The sequence below is a fragment of the Paenibacillus sp. cl123 genome, assembly GCF_900101595.1.
In the GTDB taxonomy this organism is placed as follows: Bacteria; Bacillota; Bacilli; order Paenibacillales; family NBRC-103111; genus Paenibacillus_G.
In genome coordinates this window covers 425,478-445,180 of sequence record NZ_FMYY01000002.1, presented here as the reverse complement: position 1 = coordinate 445,180, position 19,703 = coordinate 425,478, and the positions used below count along the sequence as shown (strand labels likewise).

14 protein-coding genes are annotated in these 19,703 nt (G+C 54.9%); 3 read left to right on the top strand and 11 right to left on the bottom strand.

Features of this window, described 5'->3' with window-relative positions; all coding sequences use genetic code 11:
- Window positions 1-134: 134 nt before the first annotated feature.
- Window positions 135-1,862, top strand: coding sequence for a copper amine oxidase N-terminal domain-containing protein (locus BLR08_RS06070; RefSeq protein ID WP_176835426.1), 1,728 nt, complete (start codon window positions 135-137; stop codon window positions 1,860-1,862).
- A gap of 185 nt (window positions 1,863-2,047) precedes the next feature.
- Here the strand turns inward: BLR08_RS06070 and BLR08_RS06065 are convergent, their stop codons facing one another.
- The 3 genes from BLR08_RS06065 to BLR08_RS06055 all read right to left on the bottom strand — a co-directional run bounded on the left by BLR08_RS06065 (window position 2,048) and on the right by BLR08_RS06055 (window position 6,114).
- Window positions 2,048-4,105 carry a LuxR C-terminal-related transcriptional regulator gene (locus BLR08_RS06065; RefSeq protein WP_176835425.1) on the bottom strand — a complete coding sequence of 686 codons (2,058 nt, stop codon included), beginning with the start codon at window positions 4,103-4,105 and terminating at the stop codon, window positions 2,048-2,050.
- Window positions 4,106-4,356: 251 nt separating this feature from the next.
- Entirely contained in the window at window positions 4,357-4,890 is a 534-nt protein-coding gene (locus tag BLR08_RS06060) for a hypothetical protein (protein WP_072327410.1), read from the bottom strand.
- 66 nt (window positions 4,891-4,956) lie between these two features.
- A complete protein-coding gene (locus BLR08_RS06055; protein WP_072327411.1) occupies window positions 4,957-6,114 on the bottom strand; it encodes a stalk domain-containing protein in 1,158 nt (385 codons plus the stop codon).
- 258 nt (window positions 6,115-6,372) lie between these two features.
- Between BLR08_RS06055 and BLR08_RS06050 the strand changes: the two genes are divergently transcribed.
- Window positions 6,373-7,008 carry a PAQR family membrane homeostasis protein TrhA gene (locus tag BLR08_RS06050; RefSeq protein ID WP_072327412.1) on the top strand — a complete coding sequence of 212 codons (636 nt, stop codon included), beginning with the start codon at window positions 6,373-6,375 and terminating at the stop codon, window positions 7,006-7,008.
- 110 nt (window positions 7,009-7,118) lie between these two features.
- Here the strand turns inward: BLR08_RS06050 and BLR08_RS06045 are convergent, their stop codons facing one another.
- The 6 genes from BLR08_RS06045 to nrdI form a co-directional block, all read right to left on the bottom strand.
- Window positions 7,119-7,529 carry a DUF4395 domain-containing protein gene (locus tag BLR08_RS06045; protein WP_072327413.1) on the bottom strand — a complete coding sequence of 137 codons (411 nt, stop codon included), beginning with the start codon at window positions 7,527-7,529 and terminating at the stop codon, window positions 7,119-7,121.
- Between the two features lie 122 nt (window positions 7,530-7,651).
- Window positions 7,652-10,231 carry a DNA topoisomerase 3 gene (locus BLR08_RS06040; protein WP_072327414.1) on the bottom strand — a complete coding sequence of 860 codons (2,580 nt, stop codon included), beginning with the start codon at window positions 10,229-10,231 and terminating at the stop codon, window positions 7,652-7,654.
- 503 nt (window positions 10,232-10,734) lie between these two features.
- The gene (locus tag BLR08_RS06035) at window positions 10,735-12,150 is read right to left on the bottom strand and encodes an MATE family efflux transporter (RefSeq protein WP_072327415.1); all 1,416 of its coding nucleotides are present in this window, start codon (window positions 12,148-12,150) and stop codon (window positions 10,735-10,737) included.
- A gap of 336 nt (window positions 12,151-12,486) precedes the next feature.
- Window positions 12,487-13,449: a class 1b ribonucleoside-diphosphate reductase subunit beta gene (gene nrdF / locus BLR08_RS06030; protein ID WP_072327416.1), complete on the bottom strand. Its 963-nt coding sequence runs from the start codon at window positions 13,447-13,449 to the stop codon at window positions 12,487-12,489.
- 32 nt (window positions 13,450-13,481) lie between these two features.
- The gene (gene nrdE / locus BLR08_RS06025) at window positions 13,482-15,566 is read right to left on the bottom strand and encodes a class 1b ribonucleoside-diphosphate reductase subunit alpha (RefSeq protein ID WP_072327417.1); all 2,085 of its coding nucleotides are present in this window, start codon (window positions 15,564-15,566) and stop codon (window positions 13,482-13,484) included.
- Window positions 15,553-15,912 carry a class Ib ribonucleoside-diphosphate reductase assembly flavoprotein NrdI gene (nrdI, locus tag BLR08_RS06020; protein WP_072327418.1) on the bottom strand — a complete coding sequence of 120 codons (360 nt, stop codon included), beginning with the start codon at window positions 15,910-15,912 and terminating at the stop codon, window positions 15,553-15,555. The genes nrdE and nrdI overlap by 14 nt, the downstream gene beginning before the upstream one ends.
- A 704-nt stretch (window positions 15,913-16,616) precedes the next feature.
- Between nrdI and BLR08_RS06015 the strand changes: the two genes are divergently transcribed.
- Entirely contained in the window at window positions 16,617-17,210 is a 594-nt protein-coding gene (locus BLR08_RS06015) for a TetR/AcrR family transcriptional regulator (protein ID WP_072327419.1), read from the top strand.
- A gap of 171 nt (window positions 17,211-17,381) precedes the next feature.
- Here the strand turns inward: BLR08_RS06015 and BLR08_RS06010 are convergent, their stop codons facing one another.
- Window positions 17,382-18,155 (bottom strand): sugar phosphate isomerase/epimerase family protein, encoded by a 774-nt coding sequence (locus BLR08_RS06010; RefSeq protein ID WP_072327420.1) that lies wholly within the window; start codon window positions 18,153-18,155, stop codon window positions 17,382-17,384.
- A gap of 102 nt (window positions 18,156-18,257) precedes the next feature.
- Complete coding sequence (gene fumC / locus BLR08_RS06005) at window positions 18,258-19,646, bottom strand: class II fumarate hydratase (protein WP_072327421.1); 1,389 nt, start codon at window positions 19,644-19,646, stop codon at window positions 18,258-18,260.
- Window positions 19,647-19,703 lie beyond the last annotated feature (57 nt).

Sequence of the window (19,703 nt, the reverse complement as noted above, 5' to 3'; positions counted from 1 at the left end):
TCAGATTAAATGATGGACTGATTTGGAACATCCTCTGCCGGAGAAAGAGGATTGCGAGGGGGACAAGAGCCCTTGTCCCATCTGCCCCGGCGGATGCCGAGAGGTTAAAGAACATACAGGAGGGAATATATAAAATGCCCAAGTTAAAGACTCATTTCGCCAAGAAGCTGTTGTTCCTGGTTTTAACCGGCTTATTCGTTGTATCCGGAACCGCGTTTGGATTCGGCGAGACGAAACCTGCAGGAATTGAAATCAAGGAATTCAGCCTGCTCGATACAGCAACTGATCTTATAGGCTCCGATTATTTCAAGCCCGAGGGCTACAAAGACGGGCATTTTAAGCTGAAACTCAATCTCACGAAAAAAACCGTCATCAAAGCCATCGTCCTGCGAACAACGGATGAAAACGGCAAGGATGCTTCCCAAGGCATTTGGAGAACGAATCGAGTGACCGCAGGCTGGCTGCTCGGAATCGTTCAGAACAAAACAGTTACCACCAGCACCGGCACTAAACAAGAAAATGTCATTATAAACACTGGTGGATTTCACAAAGATACAACGGTTCCCGTCGGTGAGTTCGAAGGGAATCTGTCGTTTGATTTGTATGCGAGTAATAACGGACACAGCGGTTCGATTAAAGAGACACAGCATTTTGTACTGGAAATCGAGACACCGGAAGGAACGGTTTCATCGATTCCAATTAAATATAAGAAACCGATGATCGTTGAAGGAGCATCTCCTGCGCCGGATTCTGACCCATCGACGCCGCCTCCGCCGGCAAGCTCTACGATCGAAGTATATTTTAATGACGAGAAAATTCAATTCGGTAGTGCCGCGCCAATAATCAAGAATGGCTCAACGCTTGTTCCGTTCCGCAAGCTGTTCGAAACGCTTGGCTTTACGGTGACCTGGGAAAGCTCAACTGAGCAGGCCACCGGCACCAAGGATGGGCTTGTGATCGAACTGACGATCAACAGTTCAACCGCGAAGGTAAACCAAAATGCGATCACTCTTAGCGAACCCGCTCAAATCATTGAAGGAAATACGATGGTCCCGCTTCGTTTTGTGGCGGAGAACAGCGGTTATCATGTATCGTACGACAGCAACAATGGCATTAGTACGATACGTATCGATAAAAAAGGCGGTACCCCGAGTATCCCTAGTGCCCCAAGTACCCCAAGTACCCCAGATACGCCGGGTGCGCCCAATTCTTCGCAGGATACCGTTGAGCCTTATGTGGTAAAAGGTTATATTCGCGACATCGACGGTAATCCGATCGCCGGGGCATCGGTTTTCGCGGATAACACCCTTTTCTATGACAGCAATATTATCGGACAGACCGACGCTAACGGTTATTACCGTCTGGAGCTTCCAGAACTCGCAGCAACATGGCGGATGAGCGCAAAGTTCACCAAAACTATTAACGGCAGTAATTTCACCTACACCATCTATGCCGACCAAGATCAGCCGTTTGCCGGTAACTCCGGAGCGATCCGTCCCTTTACATGGAAGAATGCCGACGGGTATATCTACATCTATCCCGACCATTCTTCGTTTAGAGAAGACCTGCCGACTTTTAACATGCTTGATGTTGAAATAACACTGACACCTACAAGCGGAGCAGAGCCCATTACAAGGAAGGCCCACTTTGTGAATGACAGCGTCGGATTAGACCAGCTGCCTATTACCCGTTACAAGGCAACTGCCAGATGGCTGCCGGAGGGTCATGACCCGATACCTCTCTTGATCAGAGTGGAGAATACCGGAGCATATGCGGCATCCGTCGAATTTGAATTTGGCGGACCGAAAGGCGGATTGGATTACTTGAAGTTTCAAAAAGAACTCGAAATTAGCGTTCCTTAGCGTAAAATAGAGCGTTTTCCATAGCGCTTGCGAAGCCTCGGGAAGGTGCTCTTTCCGATGTATGCTCCTCCAATAGAAATACACCTGCCGCAAGAGTAATACCGTTTGCGACAGGTGTATTTTTGTACAAATGGCGGATCAAGCAAGTGCTCCGCCCACAAGGCATCCATGCGACGGGCCAGCGGCTATTTGATCTGCTCGAGTATGATGCTTGTAAGCTGCGTTCGGTTTTTCAGCCCGGTCTTTTGCAGCATGGATTGCACGTGCTTCTTGACGGCGGCCACGGTAATATACAAAGCGGAGGCGATTTCCAGATTCGTATGTCCGCGTACGAGCAGGTCGGCGACCTCCCTCTCTCTAAGCGTAAAAGGCAGCTCTCCGATATGATCGGTTTTTTCTAAAGAAGGACTTTTCGGGATCTCCGAGCCCTGGAGCAGACCTGTAACAAACGCGTACAATTTATCACCGCTCGTATCCAGCATGTAAGTGTAGGCGGGTAATTTTTTGTCGTATTCATAATGCTTGGTTCCGGCTACCGGTTGGAAGCCCAGACTCTGGTAAGTTTTGGAAAAAAATTCGACCGGCAGCGGAGAAAGGAGCAAAATTTTCCGGGACATCATAAACTCGAACAAGAGGCGGATAATGTCCGATCGCAGCTCGGTTTGCTCCATGTCCTCAACATCAATGGCAAATAAGTATGTGCCGGGCGAATGCTCGGCGGACGTACGATAGGTCTTTAATTGAGCTGGAGTCAAACGGCTGAAGAACGGTCCCGATACTGGGGATTTCATTAAGTAATCCAAGGTCGATTCATGAATGGGCATCGCCGCAAGCAGACCTACCATCCGCCCTCCCGGGTTGCGCAGCAGTTGCAAATCTCCTCCGACACGAAGCATCTCCCGCACCCGCACGCAGCTGCTAAGACGGGAATTACTTTGCTCCTGCGTGTATTTATACCGAAACGAAGTGCCGGATTCAGGGTCGGAGCAGACGATTTTCCAATCTTTGTCCTGCCGGTTCCGTAGCCTGATATATTGTTCCACTTCTCCGATATTCGCCTCGGTCACAGCTTCCAAACAATTGGTAGATCCTCTGGAATGCCGGAAATGAGCTCTCAATATCGGATTATCCGTATGAGGCAGCATTTCAGCGACTTCCCATGCCGCATTTTGACCGCTCACCATCGCATTGAGAATGTACCGGTGATAGATTTGAACCGTTAATTGGCGCTGCTTCTCGAACGTTTCGGGCATTATATCCCGATAAGTCCGTCGTATCGTTTCTCTTACAAGCTCATGCATTTGCCATCCTTTGGCCGACCGGCGAATGAAGGATAACCGGATCAGCTGGCTGAACAGCGACAGAGGGACTTCTTTTTCCATCAGCTGCGACAAAAATTCCTGATGAAACGTCCGTGGAACGGACGCCGTCATAATGAGGCTGCGCAGCTCGTCGCTTGGCGCTTCCTGAAACCACTGATCGACTATCGCTTCGAATGGCGACTCCTGCTCGTAAGCAAGCTCGGCTGCCGTTCCTGCACGTGCTGCGATTGGGCCGAACAACGAAAGGGTGAGAGGATGACCCAACGTTTTGAGCCATACTGTATCGATAACAAGTTCGTCGGTAATGCCCAAATTTCGCGCGTATGCCGTCGTCTCTTCATAGTTCAGCTCTGAAACGGGGAGCGTTACAATAAGCTTCTGCCATGCTGAGGATACCCGCCATGAGCCTTCCAAAGGATACCTGCCGGCTATAAGGATCAGCACCTGGTTATGCAGTTGGGGGATGAAAGACTCCCTGAGCCACTTATCCATGCTTCCGGATTCCTCATAGTGATCGAAGGCAAGGATGATCCGCTCTTCGGCTGCCGCCATGTTCAGAAGCCTCATACCTTCTTCCTGCCGGCACTCGTCGTTCGACTGCAGTTTCCCGTAGATTTGCCGGACCAACTGGTTAACAATGGCTGCGGGATCGTTCATATAATCTCTCATATCGACAAGAGCAAACCGTATGCCCCGCTGTTCCGCGCGTTTGCGGTACTGCTCCAAAAGCCGGGTTTTGCCCATGCCTCCGGTTCCGTGAAGGTTGATTATGCGCTCCCTGCGTGTATGCAATTGCGTTAAATATTCATCGAATAAATGAAGCTCGAACGATCTTCCGGTAAAATCCAGATCATTCCACTGCTCGAGCTGCTGGCCGATTGTCGGGAATGACCGGATCGACTGCCCGATTTCCCTTTCCATGGACCCCATCACCTGACCTCTCATATTTTAAGCCAAAGTATACTATGAATTTCCACTTCTGGGTAGTATCCCGCAAAGGGCTTCGGAAAGGCAAGCAGCGGCGGGCTTCTTCCATCAGTTTCATGGCTGGTGGAATCCTGATTTTCAGCGGGCTCCATTCGCTTGTTTCTTCGACAAAAAAACTTGATCGACATAAAGTCAATCAAGTTTTTGCTTTTCCATTTCGTTATCTTAACAGAATATCGATTCAACTAATGCCAGCTATGACTGCTCCGATTTCTCGTGGACCAAACTGCATACCCCATGCCGATGTAGGAAAGTCCCCACAGCAGGGCGACCCATTTTTCCAGCATCGGTATTGGCCCGACAAATAGCATGGCAATCATTAGGATGCAAGGCCATTTCGGCAGCACGCGGGCTTTTAAGCCGGCAATCGGGAACAGAATCAGACCGAGCATGCCTGTCGTGATCTCCATTGTCTTGACGATGCCCCACTCCCAGGGATCAACATGCAGCATCGAAGACCATACCGTACATGTCACCAAGATGAGGCCAAGCTCCAGAATCAAGAAGGAAATAAAGCCAAACTTGCCCGATTCTTTTATTTGCTTCAAGTAAATTCCGAAGGTGCCGATCACCATCAGAATATTTGCGATAAACGCGCAAATCAATTCCTGATCGCTGTCTCCTCCCCAGATGTACGATGAAGGAGTCATCCCGATCCGGCTGATCCCGCCCAGAATGGCTATAAGCGCAAGCCAGCCTGCCGCTTTGTCAATTGTCATAACATCTCCTCTTTCGATTGTCCATGCTGAACCGCAGGAAAGACTCTCCCTGGCTCCATCGGCCAATTAATCAGCTTTTGCCGGTATGCGTACTTCGAACTCCCGCATAAATTTGAGCGAGTCCGGTCCATTGACTGAGCTTCCAAACTCGAATTGGACGGATTCGGCGAACTCCCCTTTGTTCTCTAGCCGGATCAAGAGCGGAATAGGATCATGCCCTGCCGGCAGCCAAATGGCAGAAGCGGTGAACTTGCCCATGGGCAATTGCTCCAGCCCGACGCTGTCATTTACATAATCGACCATCCTCGTAATAGGGGTTCCTCCGCCTACAGGCGTCAGCGTTACTTTCACATCCAGCATGTCGAACTGGGGCAGATCTTCTCTAAAGGAGAAGATATCCGGGTAGAGATAGATGTATCCATCCCCATTTTTCCAGGTAATATGGCGTATTGCTCCCGTGTTGCCGCTAAAAGGCTCATCCTTGTCAGCAAAGACTTGGAATTCGGTGCTTTTGCCGTTCACAACTTTTGTGAATGTTGCTCCTATCCGCCATGTGGAGGCGAGCTCAGGAAGCTGCAGCCGGTAATACCCCGTTTCGTCCGAAGCTCCGATGATATTGCTGTCATAGAGTAGGGTGTTGTCTGCATAAACCGTCGCGCCTGCAATCGGATTTCCTTCGGCGTCGCGAATATAGCCTTTCACCACATAAGGCTCGATGTTATCCGATAAAGAATCCGGCGCATCCGGAGTGCCGCCTGATTCACCGATTCGTATCGTACTGACGCCATTGTTGCTGTCGAACGATACTTGATAGCCGCTGTTCTCCGCCACAAAGCGAAGCGGGACCATCGTATTCCCTTCGATGATTTGGGCGGGTTCGCTGAGAGTGACCGCTTTTTGGTTTACCTTCGCGGAAGTACTGTTGATCGTAAGTTCAATCACAAGCCCATCCTTGGTGCCGATGGCCCGCTCTGATGAGCTTTCCCAGGTCACCGTGTAGCCAAGTGTTTCAAACAGCTTGCGGAACGGGACAAGCGTCGAGCCGTTTTTGATCAGCGGCTCGGCGTTATTGAATTGAAGCTTTTCCCCTTGGAAATATACGTCGATAGTCGAGCCCGCTTGAGCCCCGGCAACGAATCCGCATGCGCTTGCCGAGCACACGATTTCGCCTGCCACGACCAGACTAAGTGCCTTTCTAATAAACCATGGCTTTACAACAAACATTTTGTTCTCCCTCCTGAATCTTGTGAGTCGACCTCATGCACTCAGAACATTATAATCCTGGATCTGCCGGGATTCCTATTCACCTTTGGGATAGAAGTTGGTATCCGATATGCTACCTTTCTCCATCAACTGATGAACGAAGATTGAAAAACAAAGGTTGCTAACTCCACCATGCGGCGCAATCGACCGGTAGCGGGTCTTGTTGGTAAGATGCTGGCGGGACCTTTATAATAAAGAAAGAAAGGAGTGAGGGAAAAAATGAATGCCGCTGTATTAAAGCAGGAGCGGGCCAATGCGATCAGTCACGGAATCGGCGTGGTGCTGAGTGTAGCGGCGCTCGTCCTGCTGGTCGTTAGATCCTCCCTGCACGGAACGCCTTGGCATGTCGTCAGTTTCGCCATTTTCGGAGCTTCTCTGCTGCTGCTTTACTTATGCTCCACCCTGCTGCACAGCGCACGGCAGGAACGCTGGGTCCGCATCTTCGAGATTATGGACCACTCCGCCATCTATGTCCTGATCGCCGGAACGTATACCCCTTTTCTGCTGGTTACGATCCGCAGTCCGCTCGGCTGGAGTCTGTTCGGCATCGTGTGGGGGCTTGCCTTGGCGGGTATTATATTTAAGCTGTTTTTCACCGGCAGATTCAATGTGTTGTCCACGCTCTTCTACATAGGCATGGGCTGGCTGATCATATTCGCGTTCGTCCCTCTTCAACAGCAGCTTCCGCAGCCCGGACTCGCCTGGCTTGTGGGGGGAGGCGTCTTGTATACGCTGGGGACGGTGTTCTACCTGTGGAAAAAGCTTTTCTACCATCACGCCGTCTGGCATTTGTTCGTACTGATGGGCAGCATCTGCCACTTCGTCTCCATCTATTTTTATGTGCTGCCGAGTTAGGCTCCCGTTCCACGCTGAGCAGCCCGCTCCTGGATACCAGGAAGCGGGCTGTTAAGGCATAACTTTTAATTAATATCATTAATTATATAGATGATTAAATGTAATGTTCCCTATCTTCTTTTCAACCGCTTCCATTGGTAATACAGAAAACAGCCTACACAAAAGCCGGCGAGCGCAATTAAGGCCGCCAGCGCTACGAAACCGGCCAGCACATAGCCCGTCCAGCCGTCGCGATCGATCCAGAAGCCGACAAGCGACAGCGTCAGCAGGCTGACCGCTATGGCGTTATTAAACCGCTGCAGCTCCCGCGATTCCGTCTGAGCGCCGGCGATCCGGCTTCTCAGCAGAGGGGCGGCCAGCTGTACGAACAGGTTCGCTCGTACTCCCCGCCACAGGGTCATCACCTGCACTGCCCACAGCGCCGCTATGATAGCGGGTTCCTTCAATAGAATAGCCGCCGCCACAAATAGGACAATCCCCGCTTGATTGGTTTTAACTAACGGTACAGGCACTTCCTTCATGCTCCGTCCTCTCCTCCTCCGCAAAATGTTCAATGCCAAGCCGTAGCGCAGCGCCCGCAGCAGCAGAGCAAGCCCTGCCGCTTGCCGCCGTGCCCCGGCCGGCTCATATACACGCTCGCAGGTCAGGTTCCGTCCGCCGGCTCGATCGCCAGCTTGCCGGTAACGTTGTCCTTCAGGACAAGACTTCCCTCCAGCACATGCCCCTGCTCGTTCTGCAGCCGCATCCGGGCCGTGCGCCCGTGCCGGAGCAAATACGCGACAGCCGTATCGGTCAAGGATGCGCCGAAGCTGTCCTTCCAGATCACGAACGTACAGCCGGACTTGTAGGCACTGCAGCCATAACCCCGCTTGCCGCGTATGATACGGCCCTCGCATCCGGGGCGCGGACATGCGCCCAGCGCCGCATAGCCCCCCGGAGGAGCCACGCTGCTGCTGCGTTCCGCGTCAGCTGCTCGCAGCGAGGCTCCTCCGGGCGGCGGGGAGCCGGCGCTTGTCGCTGCGGCGACGGCGGACGCTCCCGCGCCGCCGCGGGAACGCGGCGCCTGCCCGCCTGCAGCGGCTCCGGCCGTCGCCGCAGCCGAGCTTGCTGCGCCGGCCGCGCTGCTGCGGCGCTTGGGAGCGGCTGCTTCGGCGCGACCCGCCTCATCGGCAGCTGCCGCTGTCCGCTTGCCGCCTCCGGCCGCTCGGCCGCCTGTCGTCCCGGCAGTCCGGGCAGCGGGCGAACGCTTCCCCCGCTTCGCCGGGGAGTCGCCGCCTCCCGCTGCCGGATCGGCAGCGCCGCCCGGCTTGGCCTTCGTCCTGCGGCCCGGCTTCTCCGGCTTAGTCTCCGACTCCGTGCCGAACGCCTGCTTCTCCGCCGGACGCTGCATTCTTACCTTATCGACGATCGATACGGTGAACCGCTTGACATTTTGCATAAATGTCTCGTCCGAAGCCGAGCCGCGCGCAATTTCATTGAGCCGGCGTTCCCATTGGCCCGTCATCTCCGGCGAGGTCAGCAGCTCGACGCCGGCCCCGCGAATCAGCTCGACAGCGGTCCGGCCCTTCGTCGTGATCTCGATGCGCTTGCCCTGCATCACGACATAGCCGACCTGCTTGAGCCGTTCGATCACGGAGGCACGCGTCGCCGGCGTCCCGAGACCCGAATCCTTCATGGCATCGCGAAGCTCCTCATCCTCGATCTGCTTGCCCGCGCTTTCCATCGCTTTCAGCAAGGTGCCTTCGGTATATGGCTTCGGCGGCTTGGTCTCCTTCTCCTTGGCCTCCGACTTCCGGCATGTCACGCCCGCAGCCGCATCCAGGGTGAACGGCGTTGTAATCTCTTCTTCCGCCGATTCCTCTTCGGCTTCCTTGTCCCCGCCTTTTTTCGCTGTCCGGGAGGCCGGCTTCGTTTCTTTCGGCTCGCCGGCGTATACGGTCTTCCAGCCGGGAGACAGCTCCTGCTTGACCGTGCTCTTGAATTTCTCTCCTTCGCACGCGGTCACCACCGTATGAACCTTGTACAGCGCCGGCGGGTAGAAATGCGACAAAAACCGCTTGACGATCAAATCGTACAGCTTTCGCTCGTCCGGAGCGAGCGCCCCGGGCATCTTATGGGTCGGGAGTATCGCATGGTGATCCTCGACCTTGGTTGGATTGCAGACGGCCCGGTTGCCCGTATGCACCAGCTTCTTGTCCGCCTGCTCCGCAAGCTGCGCGTAGTCTGTCCGCTTCAGCTGCTCCAGCGTGCGGTGCATTTCGGGCACATTTTGCTCCGTCACATAGTTCGAGTTGGTCCGCGGGTAGCTGATCGCCTTATGTTTCTCATACAGCGCCTGTGCAAGATCAAGCGTCTTTTTGGCCGAGAAGCCGAACTTTGCGTTCGCTTCACGCTGCAGCAGCGTCAGATCGTACAATTTGAACGGATATTCCCGGGTATCCTTCACCTCATAGCTGTCGATCCGGCCGGGCTTGCCCTTCACCTTGGCTGCGATCGCCTCGGCCTTCTCCTTGTCGGTCAGCCGCTCTCCCTGCCACAAGCCGCGGTACTCGGTGGGCTCTTGGGCAAACCATGCCTCCACCTCATAATAGGTGGCCGACTGGAAAGCTTCGATCTCCTTCTGGCGGTCGTAGAGGATCGCAAGCACCGGCGTCTGCACACGGCCGACCGACAACAGCTCCCGATGCTTCGTCGTAAAAGCGCGCGAGCCGTTCATGCCGATCAGCCAGTCCGCTTCGCTGCGCGCCTTGGCTGCCCGCGTCAGCGGGTCGAACTCCGCCCCATCGCGCAGCTCGGCAAAGCCCTTGCGGATCGTTTCGGGCGTGAGGTCCGAGATCCAGAGCCGTTTCACCGGCTGCTTCAGCTTCAGATGCCGCTGGATCAGGGAAAAAATATGCTGTCCCTCGCGCCCGGCGTCACAAGCATTAACTATGGCGTCGCAGCGCTGGGCCAGTTCCTTGATGACCTTCAGCTGATCCTTCGTCCGCGGATTCGGCACAAGCTTGAATTTGTCCGGAATGATGGGCAGATCGTTAAAATTCCATTTCTTATAGCGCTCCTCATACAAATCAGGCTCAGCCAGCCCGATGAGGTGTCCGATCGCCCACGTGATCACATAGCGTTCTCCCTCGATATAGGTTCGCTGATTTTTCGCCTTCGGCTCGATTGCTGCGGCGATATTGCGCCCCATATCGGGTTTTTCGGCGATAATAAGAGTTTTCAAACGTTATTCGCTCCCTGATAAATACATGTTTTCACAATGCTGCCGCTGCGGAATTCCCTGTCTTCTACGAGAATCATACCATAACATCGCACCTTCCGCGACGCAACCTTTCCGTCCAAAATGCTTGTCCCATGGACGAAAGTTGTTCTGCTTCATCTTGGCTCCTTACGAATCAAGAAGAAGCCTGTGAGCTGGAATGCCGCCCGATGACTGGAGGCCCTACAACAATCCGGCGGTATGGCAAGAAGTCCGAAGCGTTCCTCCTATCCAGCGCAAATAGCCCGCACTAGAAATTTCCGCTGGCATCGGGAAATTTGTGTGCGGGCTTCTTTTACCCATTTGCGCCGTTTGTACATGACCCTGTTTCCTTACCGGAGGGATCGCCAGGTTTAGACGCGTTATCCTGATGTCACCGCAGCAGCGGGACCGTGACCATGTCCCCCATTTCCAGCGTTCTCAGCTTGGATGACATGTTAAGCCGACCAAGCATTTCCGCTCTGAAGCTAACCCTTGCTCATTTCTGCTTTTTTATCCGCCAGCATTCTGGCCTCTTTCCACTTCCCGAACCTGTAATACCATACATTCAGAATGGCTCCAAGCAGGAAGCTGGCCGGAAAGCTCCACCAGATGGCATCCAGGCCGTACTCGTAGCCCAGCCAGTAAGAGAGCGGAATCCGCAAAATCAGCAGCGCAATAAACGTATAAATCAGCGGCATCATAACCGCTCCCGCAGATCTCACAACGCCTGCCACCACATTAAATATGCCGAACAGGATGAAAGACCACAAGGTCACATTATTAATATGGATGCCGATATCAATGGCCTTGCCTTCTGCGGGAAGGAACAGGCCCAGCGCTTGCCGGTTAAACAGGTGGATGAGCACTACCAGCAAGCCGGTAAGCACGATATTAAAGCCTACGCCCGTCCACGTGATGCGATGAACCCGGCTCCAATTGCCGGCGCCGATGTTTTGCGCAGCCATGGAGGTTACCGCCCCTCCGATCGCCATTGCAGGCATCTGCACATAACTGGAAATCTGGTTGGCGATGCCGAAGGCGGCTGAAGCTTCCGATCCGAAGGAGTTGACCAGATGGATGAGCAGCAGATTGCTTAACGAAACCACCACCATATTGAGTCCCATCGGCAATCCTTTGGCTATCAACGCTTTCACGATCATCCAGTTGACCCGGAGCATATGCAGATCGCTCAGCGTGATGCGCAGAAAATACTTTTTGCCGTACAAGTACAGCAGCAGCAGCACAAAGCTGATCAACTGGGCGATAAAGGTTGCGACGGCCGACCCGGCAATGCCCATTTTCGGAAAGGGGCCCATCCCTTCGATCAGCAGCGGATTGAGAATAATGTCCAGCACGGCCGACAGCAGGAGGAAATAAAAAGGCGTTTTGGCATCGCCCGAACCCCGCAGCACGGCCATAATCAAGTTGAAGCCGAACATAAACGGAACTCCGGCGAATATAATCCGGGTGTAAGTGACCGCCAGCTCCATAACATCCTCAGGCGTGTTCATCCAGCCCAAAATGGCTTCGGAGAACAAGACGCCGATTCCTCCGACGATGACGGACAGTACCGCGAAAAAAACGGTGCTTGTGCCTACGACCTTTTTCGCCTCATCGATCTTTTTGGCGCCAAGATTTTGCCCGACCAAGATGACCGCGGCCATGGCAATGCCGAAGATGGCACTGATAAGCAGGAACATCAGGATGTTGGCGTTCGAGGTGGCGGCAAGCGCCTGCTCCCCCAAATACTGGCCGATCCAGATCGAATTAATCGATCCGTTCAGCGATTGCAGCACGTTGCCCAACAAGATCGGCAGCGAAAATAAAAACAATGTTTTGGCTATCGGTCCTTCGGTTAAAGAAGCACGATTGGCTTGCGGCTTAGGCTTGGATGAATTCATGCAGTTCTCCTTATCGGGTTGTCCGGTGTTTCGTGGCGGCCTCTCCGGCCGCAGCATCGACTTCCTTGATTTTACACCCCGGACGCGAAAAATGCGAACTTGAAAAACGGCGCTTGCTTCGGTTCGCAGTCAAGCGGCTGCTCAGCGAAAAGGGTTCCGCCCTCTTGCGGCGCACAGGGGATTTCATTCCTGCGCCGAAGCTGCCAAGCGCAAGAAAAAGCCGCCGGGCGAGCTGCTCCCCGGACGGCCGCTTTCGACCTATGACGCTCCGCTTGTATCGTTAGCCCTTATGACCGGCCGCTTCCTGAAGCGCCGGTCAAGCCCGAGCCAGCCGAATCAGTCGAACCGGAAGTCGTCGTCGGTCAACGATTCCGTATGAATCGTCCGCACGTAGCCATTGCCTTTTTTGGAGAAAAAGTCATGCTGCTTCGTGCGGGTGCTGATGCCGTTGAGGACGATCGGATTGATATCCTCCTCCTCGAACAGCGGCTCCTGCCCCAAATTCATCATCGCTTTGTTCGCATTGTAGCGGAGAAAAGCTTTCACATCGGCCGCCAGCCCGATCGGTGCGTAGAGCTGATCGGTATACTGCTCCTCATTGGCATGCAGATAGCGGAGCAAGCCTTGCAGCGTCTGGAGCGCCTCGTCCTGCTCGTCCTCCGACAGTCCGGCATACACTTCCTGCGCCAGCACGCCGACATACAGGCCGTGGATGCTTTCGTCGCGCAGAATCAGGTCGATGATCTCGCCGCTGCTCGTCATTTTCCCCTGTCCGGCCAAATACAGCGGATAGAAAAATCCGCTATAGAACAAGTAGCTCTCCAGCAGCACGGAGGCGGCCATTGCGAGATACAGCCCCTTCGGCGTATCGATGTTCTGATAATACTGCGAGATCGTCTCTGCCTTCAGCTGCAGATGAGGATTTTTCTCCACCCAGCGGAATACGCCGTCGATCTCCTCGGTTGTAGCCAAGGTCGTGAAGATGCTGCTGTACGACTTGGCATGAATCTGCTCCATCATCCCCATAAAGCCGAGCACCGCTTTGCGCTGCAGCCCGTCCACATGCTCCAGCAGCTTGGGCATCCCGATGCCGCCCTGTACCGTATCGAGCAGCGTCAGACCGCCCAGCACCTTCATATACGTATCCCGTTCCTCCGCGCTCAGCGTGATCCAGGACATCTTGTCGTCGGACAACGGTATTTCCTCGTCCGTCCAGAACTGCATCAGATTCTGATTCCAGAACATAATGGAGAAGTCGTCATCCGGCCGGTTCCAGTTCACTGCTTTGAAGACGCTCATCAATCACGCGCCCCTTTCTATGTCTTGTAGCGTTACACGGAGCAGCTCAGGCATTCTTCCACCGACAGCCGGTTCGTCCGCGTGTAATATAAGGACTTCAGACCCTTGCGGGCCGCATATATATAGTAGCGCGCCAGCTGACGCGTCGTAATGTCGCTGTTCACATGCAGCACCGTCGACACGCCCTGATCGACATGCGCTTGAATTTCGGCGATCAAGTCCAGCACCTTGAACTGGTCCGTCTGGTAAGCCGACTTATAATAGAATACATTATTCCGGTCCATATACGGCATAGGATAATAAGTCGTGGAGTTGGCGTAAGTGCGCGTCTCAATCTGCTCGACGATCGGCATTACGCTGCTTGTGGCGTTCTGAATATATGAGATGCTCTGCGTCGGAGCGATCGCCAGACGGTACGCATGATACAGACCGTCGCGCTGAACCTGCTCGCTTAGCGCCGCCCAGTCGTCAGGCGTCGGCACATGCATGCCGTCAAACAGCTGCTTCACCTTGTCCGTCTTCGGCGTGTAGTCGGTTTTCACATAGCGGTCAAAATAAACGCCGCTGGCGTAGTCGGATTTCTCGAAGCCGTCGAACCTTTCTCCTGTCTCGCGGGCGATCTCGGCGCTTTTCTCGAGCGAATAATAGTTCATCATCATGAAAAACGTCCCGGCGAAATCACGCGCTTCCGCACTGTCATAAGCGATCCGGTTTTTGGCGAGATAGCCGTGCAGGTTCATCGCCCCTAGACCGACCGCATGCAGCTCGCGGTTCGCCTTGGCGACGCCCGGCGCATTGCTGACCTCCGTCATGTCGGTGACCGAAGTCAGCGCGGCGATTCCTTCATGAACGGATTCCCGCACTTTGCGGCGCTCCATGACGTTCACAATATTGAGCGAAGCCAGGTTGCAGCAGATGTCCCGGCGGATCTGATCGGCTTGGCCGTAGTCGCCGATTGTCGAAGTCTCCTGCAATTGGAAAATTTCCGTGCACAGGTTGGACATCTTGATCGAGCCGATTCCGTTCAGCGCATGAGCCTTGTTCGCATTGCTGCGATTCATCATGTAAGGGTAGCCGGACTCGAGTTGAATGGCCGCGATTTTTACCAGCATATCCCTTGCGCTCATCACGATTTTTTTGCGCACCCGATTGTCGGCGAGCAGCGTATCGTACATGTCATCCAGATCCATATCGTCGAGATGCTGACCGTAAGCTTTGAACACGGTGTAAGGCGCAAATACATGCAGAGGCTCGTTGTCCTCCGCCAGCTTGTAGAACCGGTTAGGGACAACCAGTCCGATCGAAAGGGTCTGCAGCCGCGTCTTCTCGTCCGCGTTGATCTTCTTGCTGTCGAGGAACTCCATCACATCCCAGCCGAAGATGTTGTAATAAGCGGCCCCGGAGCCTTTTCTCTGCCCCATCTGATCCGCATAAGAGAACGCGTCCTCCATCAGCTTGAGCACCGGCATGATGCCCTTGGCAGCGCCTTCCACGCCTTTGATCGGCTCTCCCCGGCCGCGCAGCTTGGACAGATTGACGGCCACGCCGCCGCCGATCTTGGACAGCTGCATGCAGGTCGCCAGCACATAGTTGATCGAATTGAGCGAGTCGTCCATCTCCAGCAGGAAGCAGGACACCATCTCGCCCCGGCGGCTTTTCCCGGCGTTCAGGAAGGTCGGAGTAGCCGGCTGCACCCGCTGCTCCATCATCGCGCGGGCCAGGTCGCGCGCTACCGCTATCCGGCCGCGTCCCAGATGGAGCGCGACGATGGCGACACGGTCCGGATAATGCTCCAGATAGACGGAGCGGTCATCGCTTTTGACCGCATAGTCCGTATAGAACTTGGAGGCGGCCATATAGGAAGGAAACTCGAAGCCGTAGTCGTGTGTAATCCGGTAAATCTCTTCAACCTCGGAAGCCGAGTATGTATCGAACACATTCTCATAGTAGTCCTGATCGATCATGTAACGAATCTTGGCCGCGTGGCTACCGAAGGTCATGCTTCTGGCATATACCTCTTCCATGAAAGCCTGGACTGCCTCCCGGTCCTTGTCCAGCTGGAAAAATCCATCCGTCCCCCGTTGCATCAGAAGATTGTTCAACTCAATATGCCGCAACCTTGTCCACTCCCATCATAAATTGTTGCACATCCCGCTGCGTCCCTGCGAGCTCGAACTTGGCCAGTACCGGCACCCGGTACTCCTGGGCGATCTTATCGGCGCTCAGCGCGAAGCCGGATCCCCAATTGCGGTTGCCGCTTGCCGCCACGCCTTGCAGATAAGCGCCATTGGCGCGCAGAAATGCCGCTACGCGATCGGGGACTTGTCCGAAGCCCGTCGTATAGGTGACAAGAACAAACGGTTCCTGGGTCAGCATGGCGTCTTCAATTTGCAGCGAGCGAACGTTCAGCTTCCGGACAAACCGGCGAACGTTGCCCGTCTTGGAATCATATACAACCAGCATAGAGGAATCCCTCCAAGTCTTGTAAGTATGCCCGCGCGCCTAATATGACGGGGCTGGGCGCTCCTCCGGGGACTGCGGAAAGCAGCCGCCGCATGGCGGCAAAAACCGGGCCCGCTGCCGCCTCCAGAGACTTGTCGCTATAGCGCGAATGCTTGTCCCTAAGGCGCGTTCCCTTGATGCCTCACGCGATATCATTACCCCGGATTCTGATTTTCAAACCATATGTAGACACATTCAACAAACTCATATCAATATATAGTGTTTTTATCCTTTCTGTCAATGAGAATCTTTATCGACAAAATAGGACAGCGCAAGAGTCTTTCGCCTCTGGGAGCTGTCCCGGCAAATGCTTGGCATGCGTTTACGAATAACCTTGTCGTCAACCAGATTATTGAATACTTCTGTGTCACATGCGAACAGCGTGGCCACCTTTGGCTCTCCATTGCTCCCCACCCCCATCACGTACCACCCACACCGAGCCCTATCTCTTCACAGCTCGAACCCGTGATCCATCAAGCTGATCTCTATTAACGATCTCCTTGGAATGCGCTCTGTGATCTCTCCGTTCTTCCTGAAAGGTGTCACAAGAGCGTATACTTTCTGCCGAAATAGAAAAAGCCGCCCACCCGGCGGCTCGACGCGCACAAAGCGCATGTTCATTTAGTTCGTTTGTATCGCGAAAATAGCCATGATATACTACGATCATGCCCAAAATCGTAAATCATTCCTTAAGACGCGAGCAGCTTGCAGAAGCCGCATGGCGCGTTATTCACCGGCAAGGCATCGAGGGCGTCACCGTACGGTGCGTCGCGGAAGAGGCCGGCGTCTCGCTCGGTTCGCTCCGCCATCATTTTACTACACAGTCCGAGCTTCTGGCTTATTCCATGAGGCTTGTTTCCGAGCGGATTCATCAGCGGCTCGGCCAGCTCCCCTCCACCGGCGACCCGCGGGCCGACTTCGAGCGGATGCTCGGCGAGCTGGTGCCGCTGGACGACGATACCAGATCGGAGTGCGAGATTTGGCTCGGCTTTATCCAGAAAGCCTCAACATCGCCCGAGCTGAGGCCGCTGAGCATGGAAGTGCATGAGCAGCTGTATTCCGCCATTCGGCGCTGCCTGCGGCTGATTGCGGAAGCCGGCGACGCTGGAGCGAAGATGGATATTGAGCTGGAAGCTCTGCGCGCCCACGCTTTGATCGACGGGCTGGTCGTACACGGCATCCTCTATCCTTCCTATATGAACAATGAGCGGATCGCCCGGATCATCTCCGCTCATGTCAACAGCCTGTGCGGCCTTTAAGCTGCCTGCTGCTGTTGCATCCAACTGTGCATATTCAGCCCTCCGTCCGTAGACGAGGCGCAAGCCAGCCTCCGGCCGCTGCTTTGCATGCCGGAGGCTGGCTATGGCATGGCGATGCCTAATCGGCTTCATTGGCCTATCGACTGCCGAGGTTCCTGAAGCCCCAGGAGATCATTCGCCCTTCGCCGATTCGGCCACAAGCCGGTTCAGCACAGCGGCATCGGCGAGAAACTGCCCGGGGTCGCTGTCCTTGACAAACTCCAGCATCGCATACCGGCGCCGGCCATCCGAACGGGCCAGCTTCAGATAAGCCAGCCACTCTTCGGCCCCTTCGGCCAGAGGAAGCTGCTGTCCTGGCAGCCAATGAAAGACGTGCAGATCGGCCAGATCCGGAAGAGCCGCCTTCAGCGTCTTCAGACGATCGTTGGACGAGAGAGGGATCGGCGGCTGCCAGTTGGTCCTAACGTTGGCATGGCCCGTTTCTGCGAGCAGAAGCGCCGTTGATTCGGCCGTGTCCGTCAACGTCTTCGCATGGTATTCCAGATGGATAGCGATGCCTCTCGCTCCTGCAAGCTCCCCCACTCGGGCGATATCTGCCGTAATCATGGCCCTCTCATCTAGCGTTGTAACCGCGCTCCCTTTATTGCCAGCCCATATCCGAATAGCAGGCGCACCAAGCTCGGCGGCGGTTCGCAGCACGACATCGAAGGCAGGAGAGCTGCCATCCGTAACTCCCGCTCTATAGTAAGAGCCGTAAGAAGCAACCGCCAAACCTTCATCCTCGGTCAGCCTTCTGACCCGCTGCGCCTCGTCGTAACGGCCGTGCTGGACGTGCTTATCTCCGCCCCACTCGATGGCCTTCAGCTCCGCTTCCTTCACCAGCCGGACAATCTGCTCGCAAGTCAGCTGCCGGAAGGTAACCGACAGCATTCCTATTGTCAACATTCTCAGTCTCACTCTCCCCTAGTTCTCCAGCCTTCTGCTCATGTATCGAAAGCCTTATATTTCGTATGATGGTCCTTCTTCTTTTCCCTGACTTCAATGACTTCAAGCCTTCGGATGGATCATCTCTTCCGGCTTCACAACCTCGTCGAACCGTTCTGCGCTCAAATATCCGCTGCGGACGGCCGCTTCCTTCAGCGTCAGCCCTTCCTTATGAGCCGTCTTCGCAATAGAGGCCGCTTTCTCATACCCGATATGCGGATTGAGCGCCGTAACCAGCATAAGCGATTGCTCCAGATGACGCGTGATGACGGCCCGGTTAGGCTCGATGCCGACGGCGCAATGCTCGTTGAAGGAATTCATCGCATCGGCCAGCAATCTGACGGACTGCAGGAAGTTATGGATGATGACGGGCTTGAACACGTTCAGCTCGAAATTGCCTTGGCTTGCGGCAAAGCCGATCACGGCATCGTTGCCCATTACCTGGCAGGCCACCATCGTCATGGCCTCGCTCTGCGTAGGATTCACCTTGCCCGGCATAATCGAGCTGCCCGGCTCATTTTCCGGGATGGTCAGCTCGCCGATGCCGCTGCGCGGACCGCTCGCCAGCCAACGGACATCGTTGGCGATTTTCATCAGATCGGCGGCCAGCGCTTTCAGCGCTCCGTGCGTGTAGACGATCTGATCATGGCTGGTCAAGCCGTGGAACTTATTATCGGCCGATGTGAAAGGAATTCCCGTCTCCCGCGCAATTTCTTCGGCGGTCGCTGCGCCGAATTCGGGGTGAGCGTTCAAGCCCGTACCGACGGCGGTCCCTCCGATAGCCAGCTCATGCATCGTCTCCATACTTTGGCGGATCATCCGCTCCGTCTTGTCCAGCATCGCCCACCAGCCGCTGATCTCCTGCCCGAGCGTCAGCGGAGTTGCGTCCTGAAGATGCGTTCTGCCGATTTTCACGATATCGGAGAAGGCTTCGGACTTGCTCATCAAGGTGGACTTCAGCGTCGCGATTGCCGGAAGCAGCCGCCGGTGCAGCGCTAGGACAGCCGCAATATGCATTGCTGTAGGGAAGGTGTCATTCGAGCTCTGGGAACGGTTCACATCGTCGTTCGGATGAATGCGCACGTCGCTTCCCTGTTCTTCTAAACGCTGATTCGCCAGGCGCGCGATGACCTCGTTCGCATTCATATTGGACTGGGTGCCGCTTCCCGTCTGCCAGACGACGAGCGGGAAGTGCTCGTCCCACTTGCCGGCTGTCACCTCGGAGGCCGCGGCAGCGATGGCGTCGGCCTTAGCCTGCTCCAGCTTGCCCAGCTTCAGGTTGGCCAGCGCCGCCGTCTTTTTCAGCAAACCGAAGGCATGCACGACCTCGAGCGGCATCCGTTCGGTGCCGATGCGGAAATTTTCGCGGCTGCGCTGCGTTTGGGCTCCCCAGAGCTTATCGCTCGGAACGCGTATTTCACCCATCGTATCTTTCTCAATCCGGTAATCCATGCCAATTCCTCCTCATAATTCGAATCTGTCCGGGTTGTGACCGGTTTAGTTTGCCTT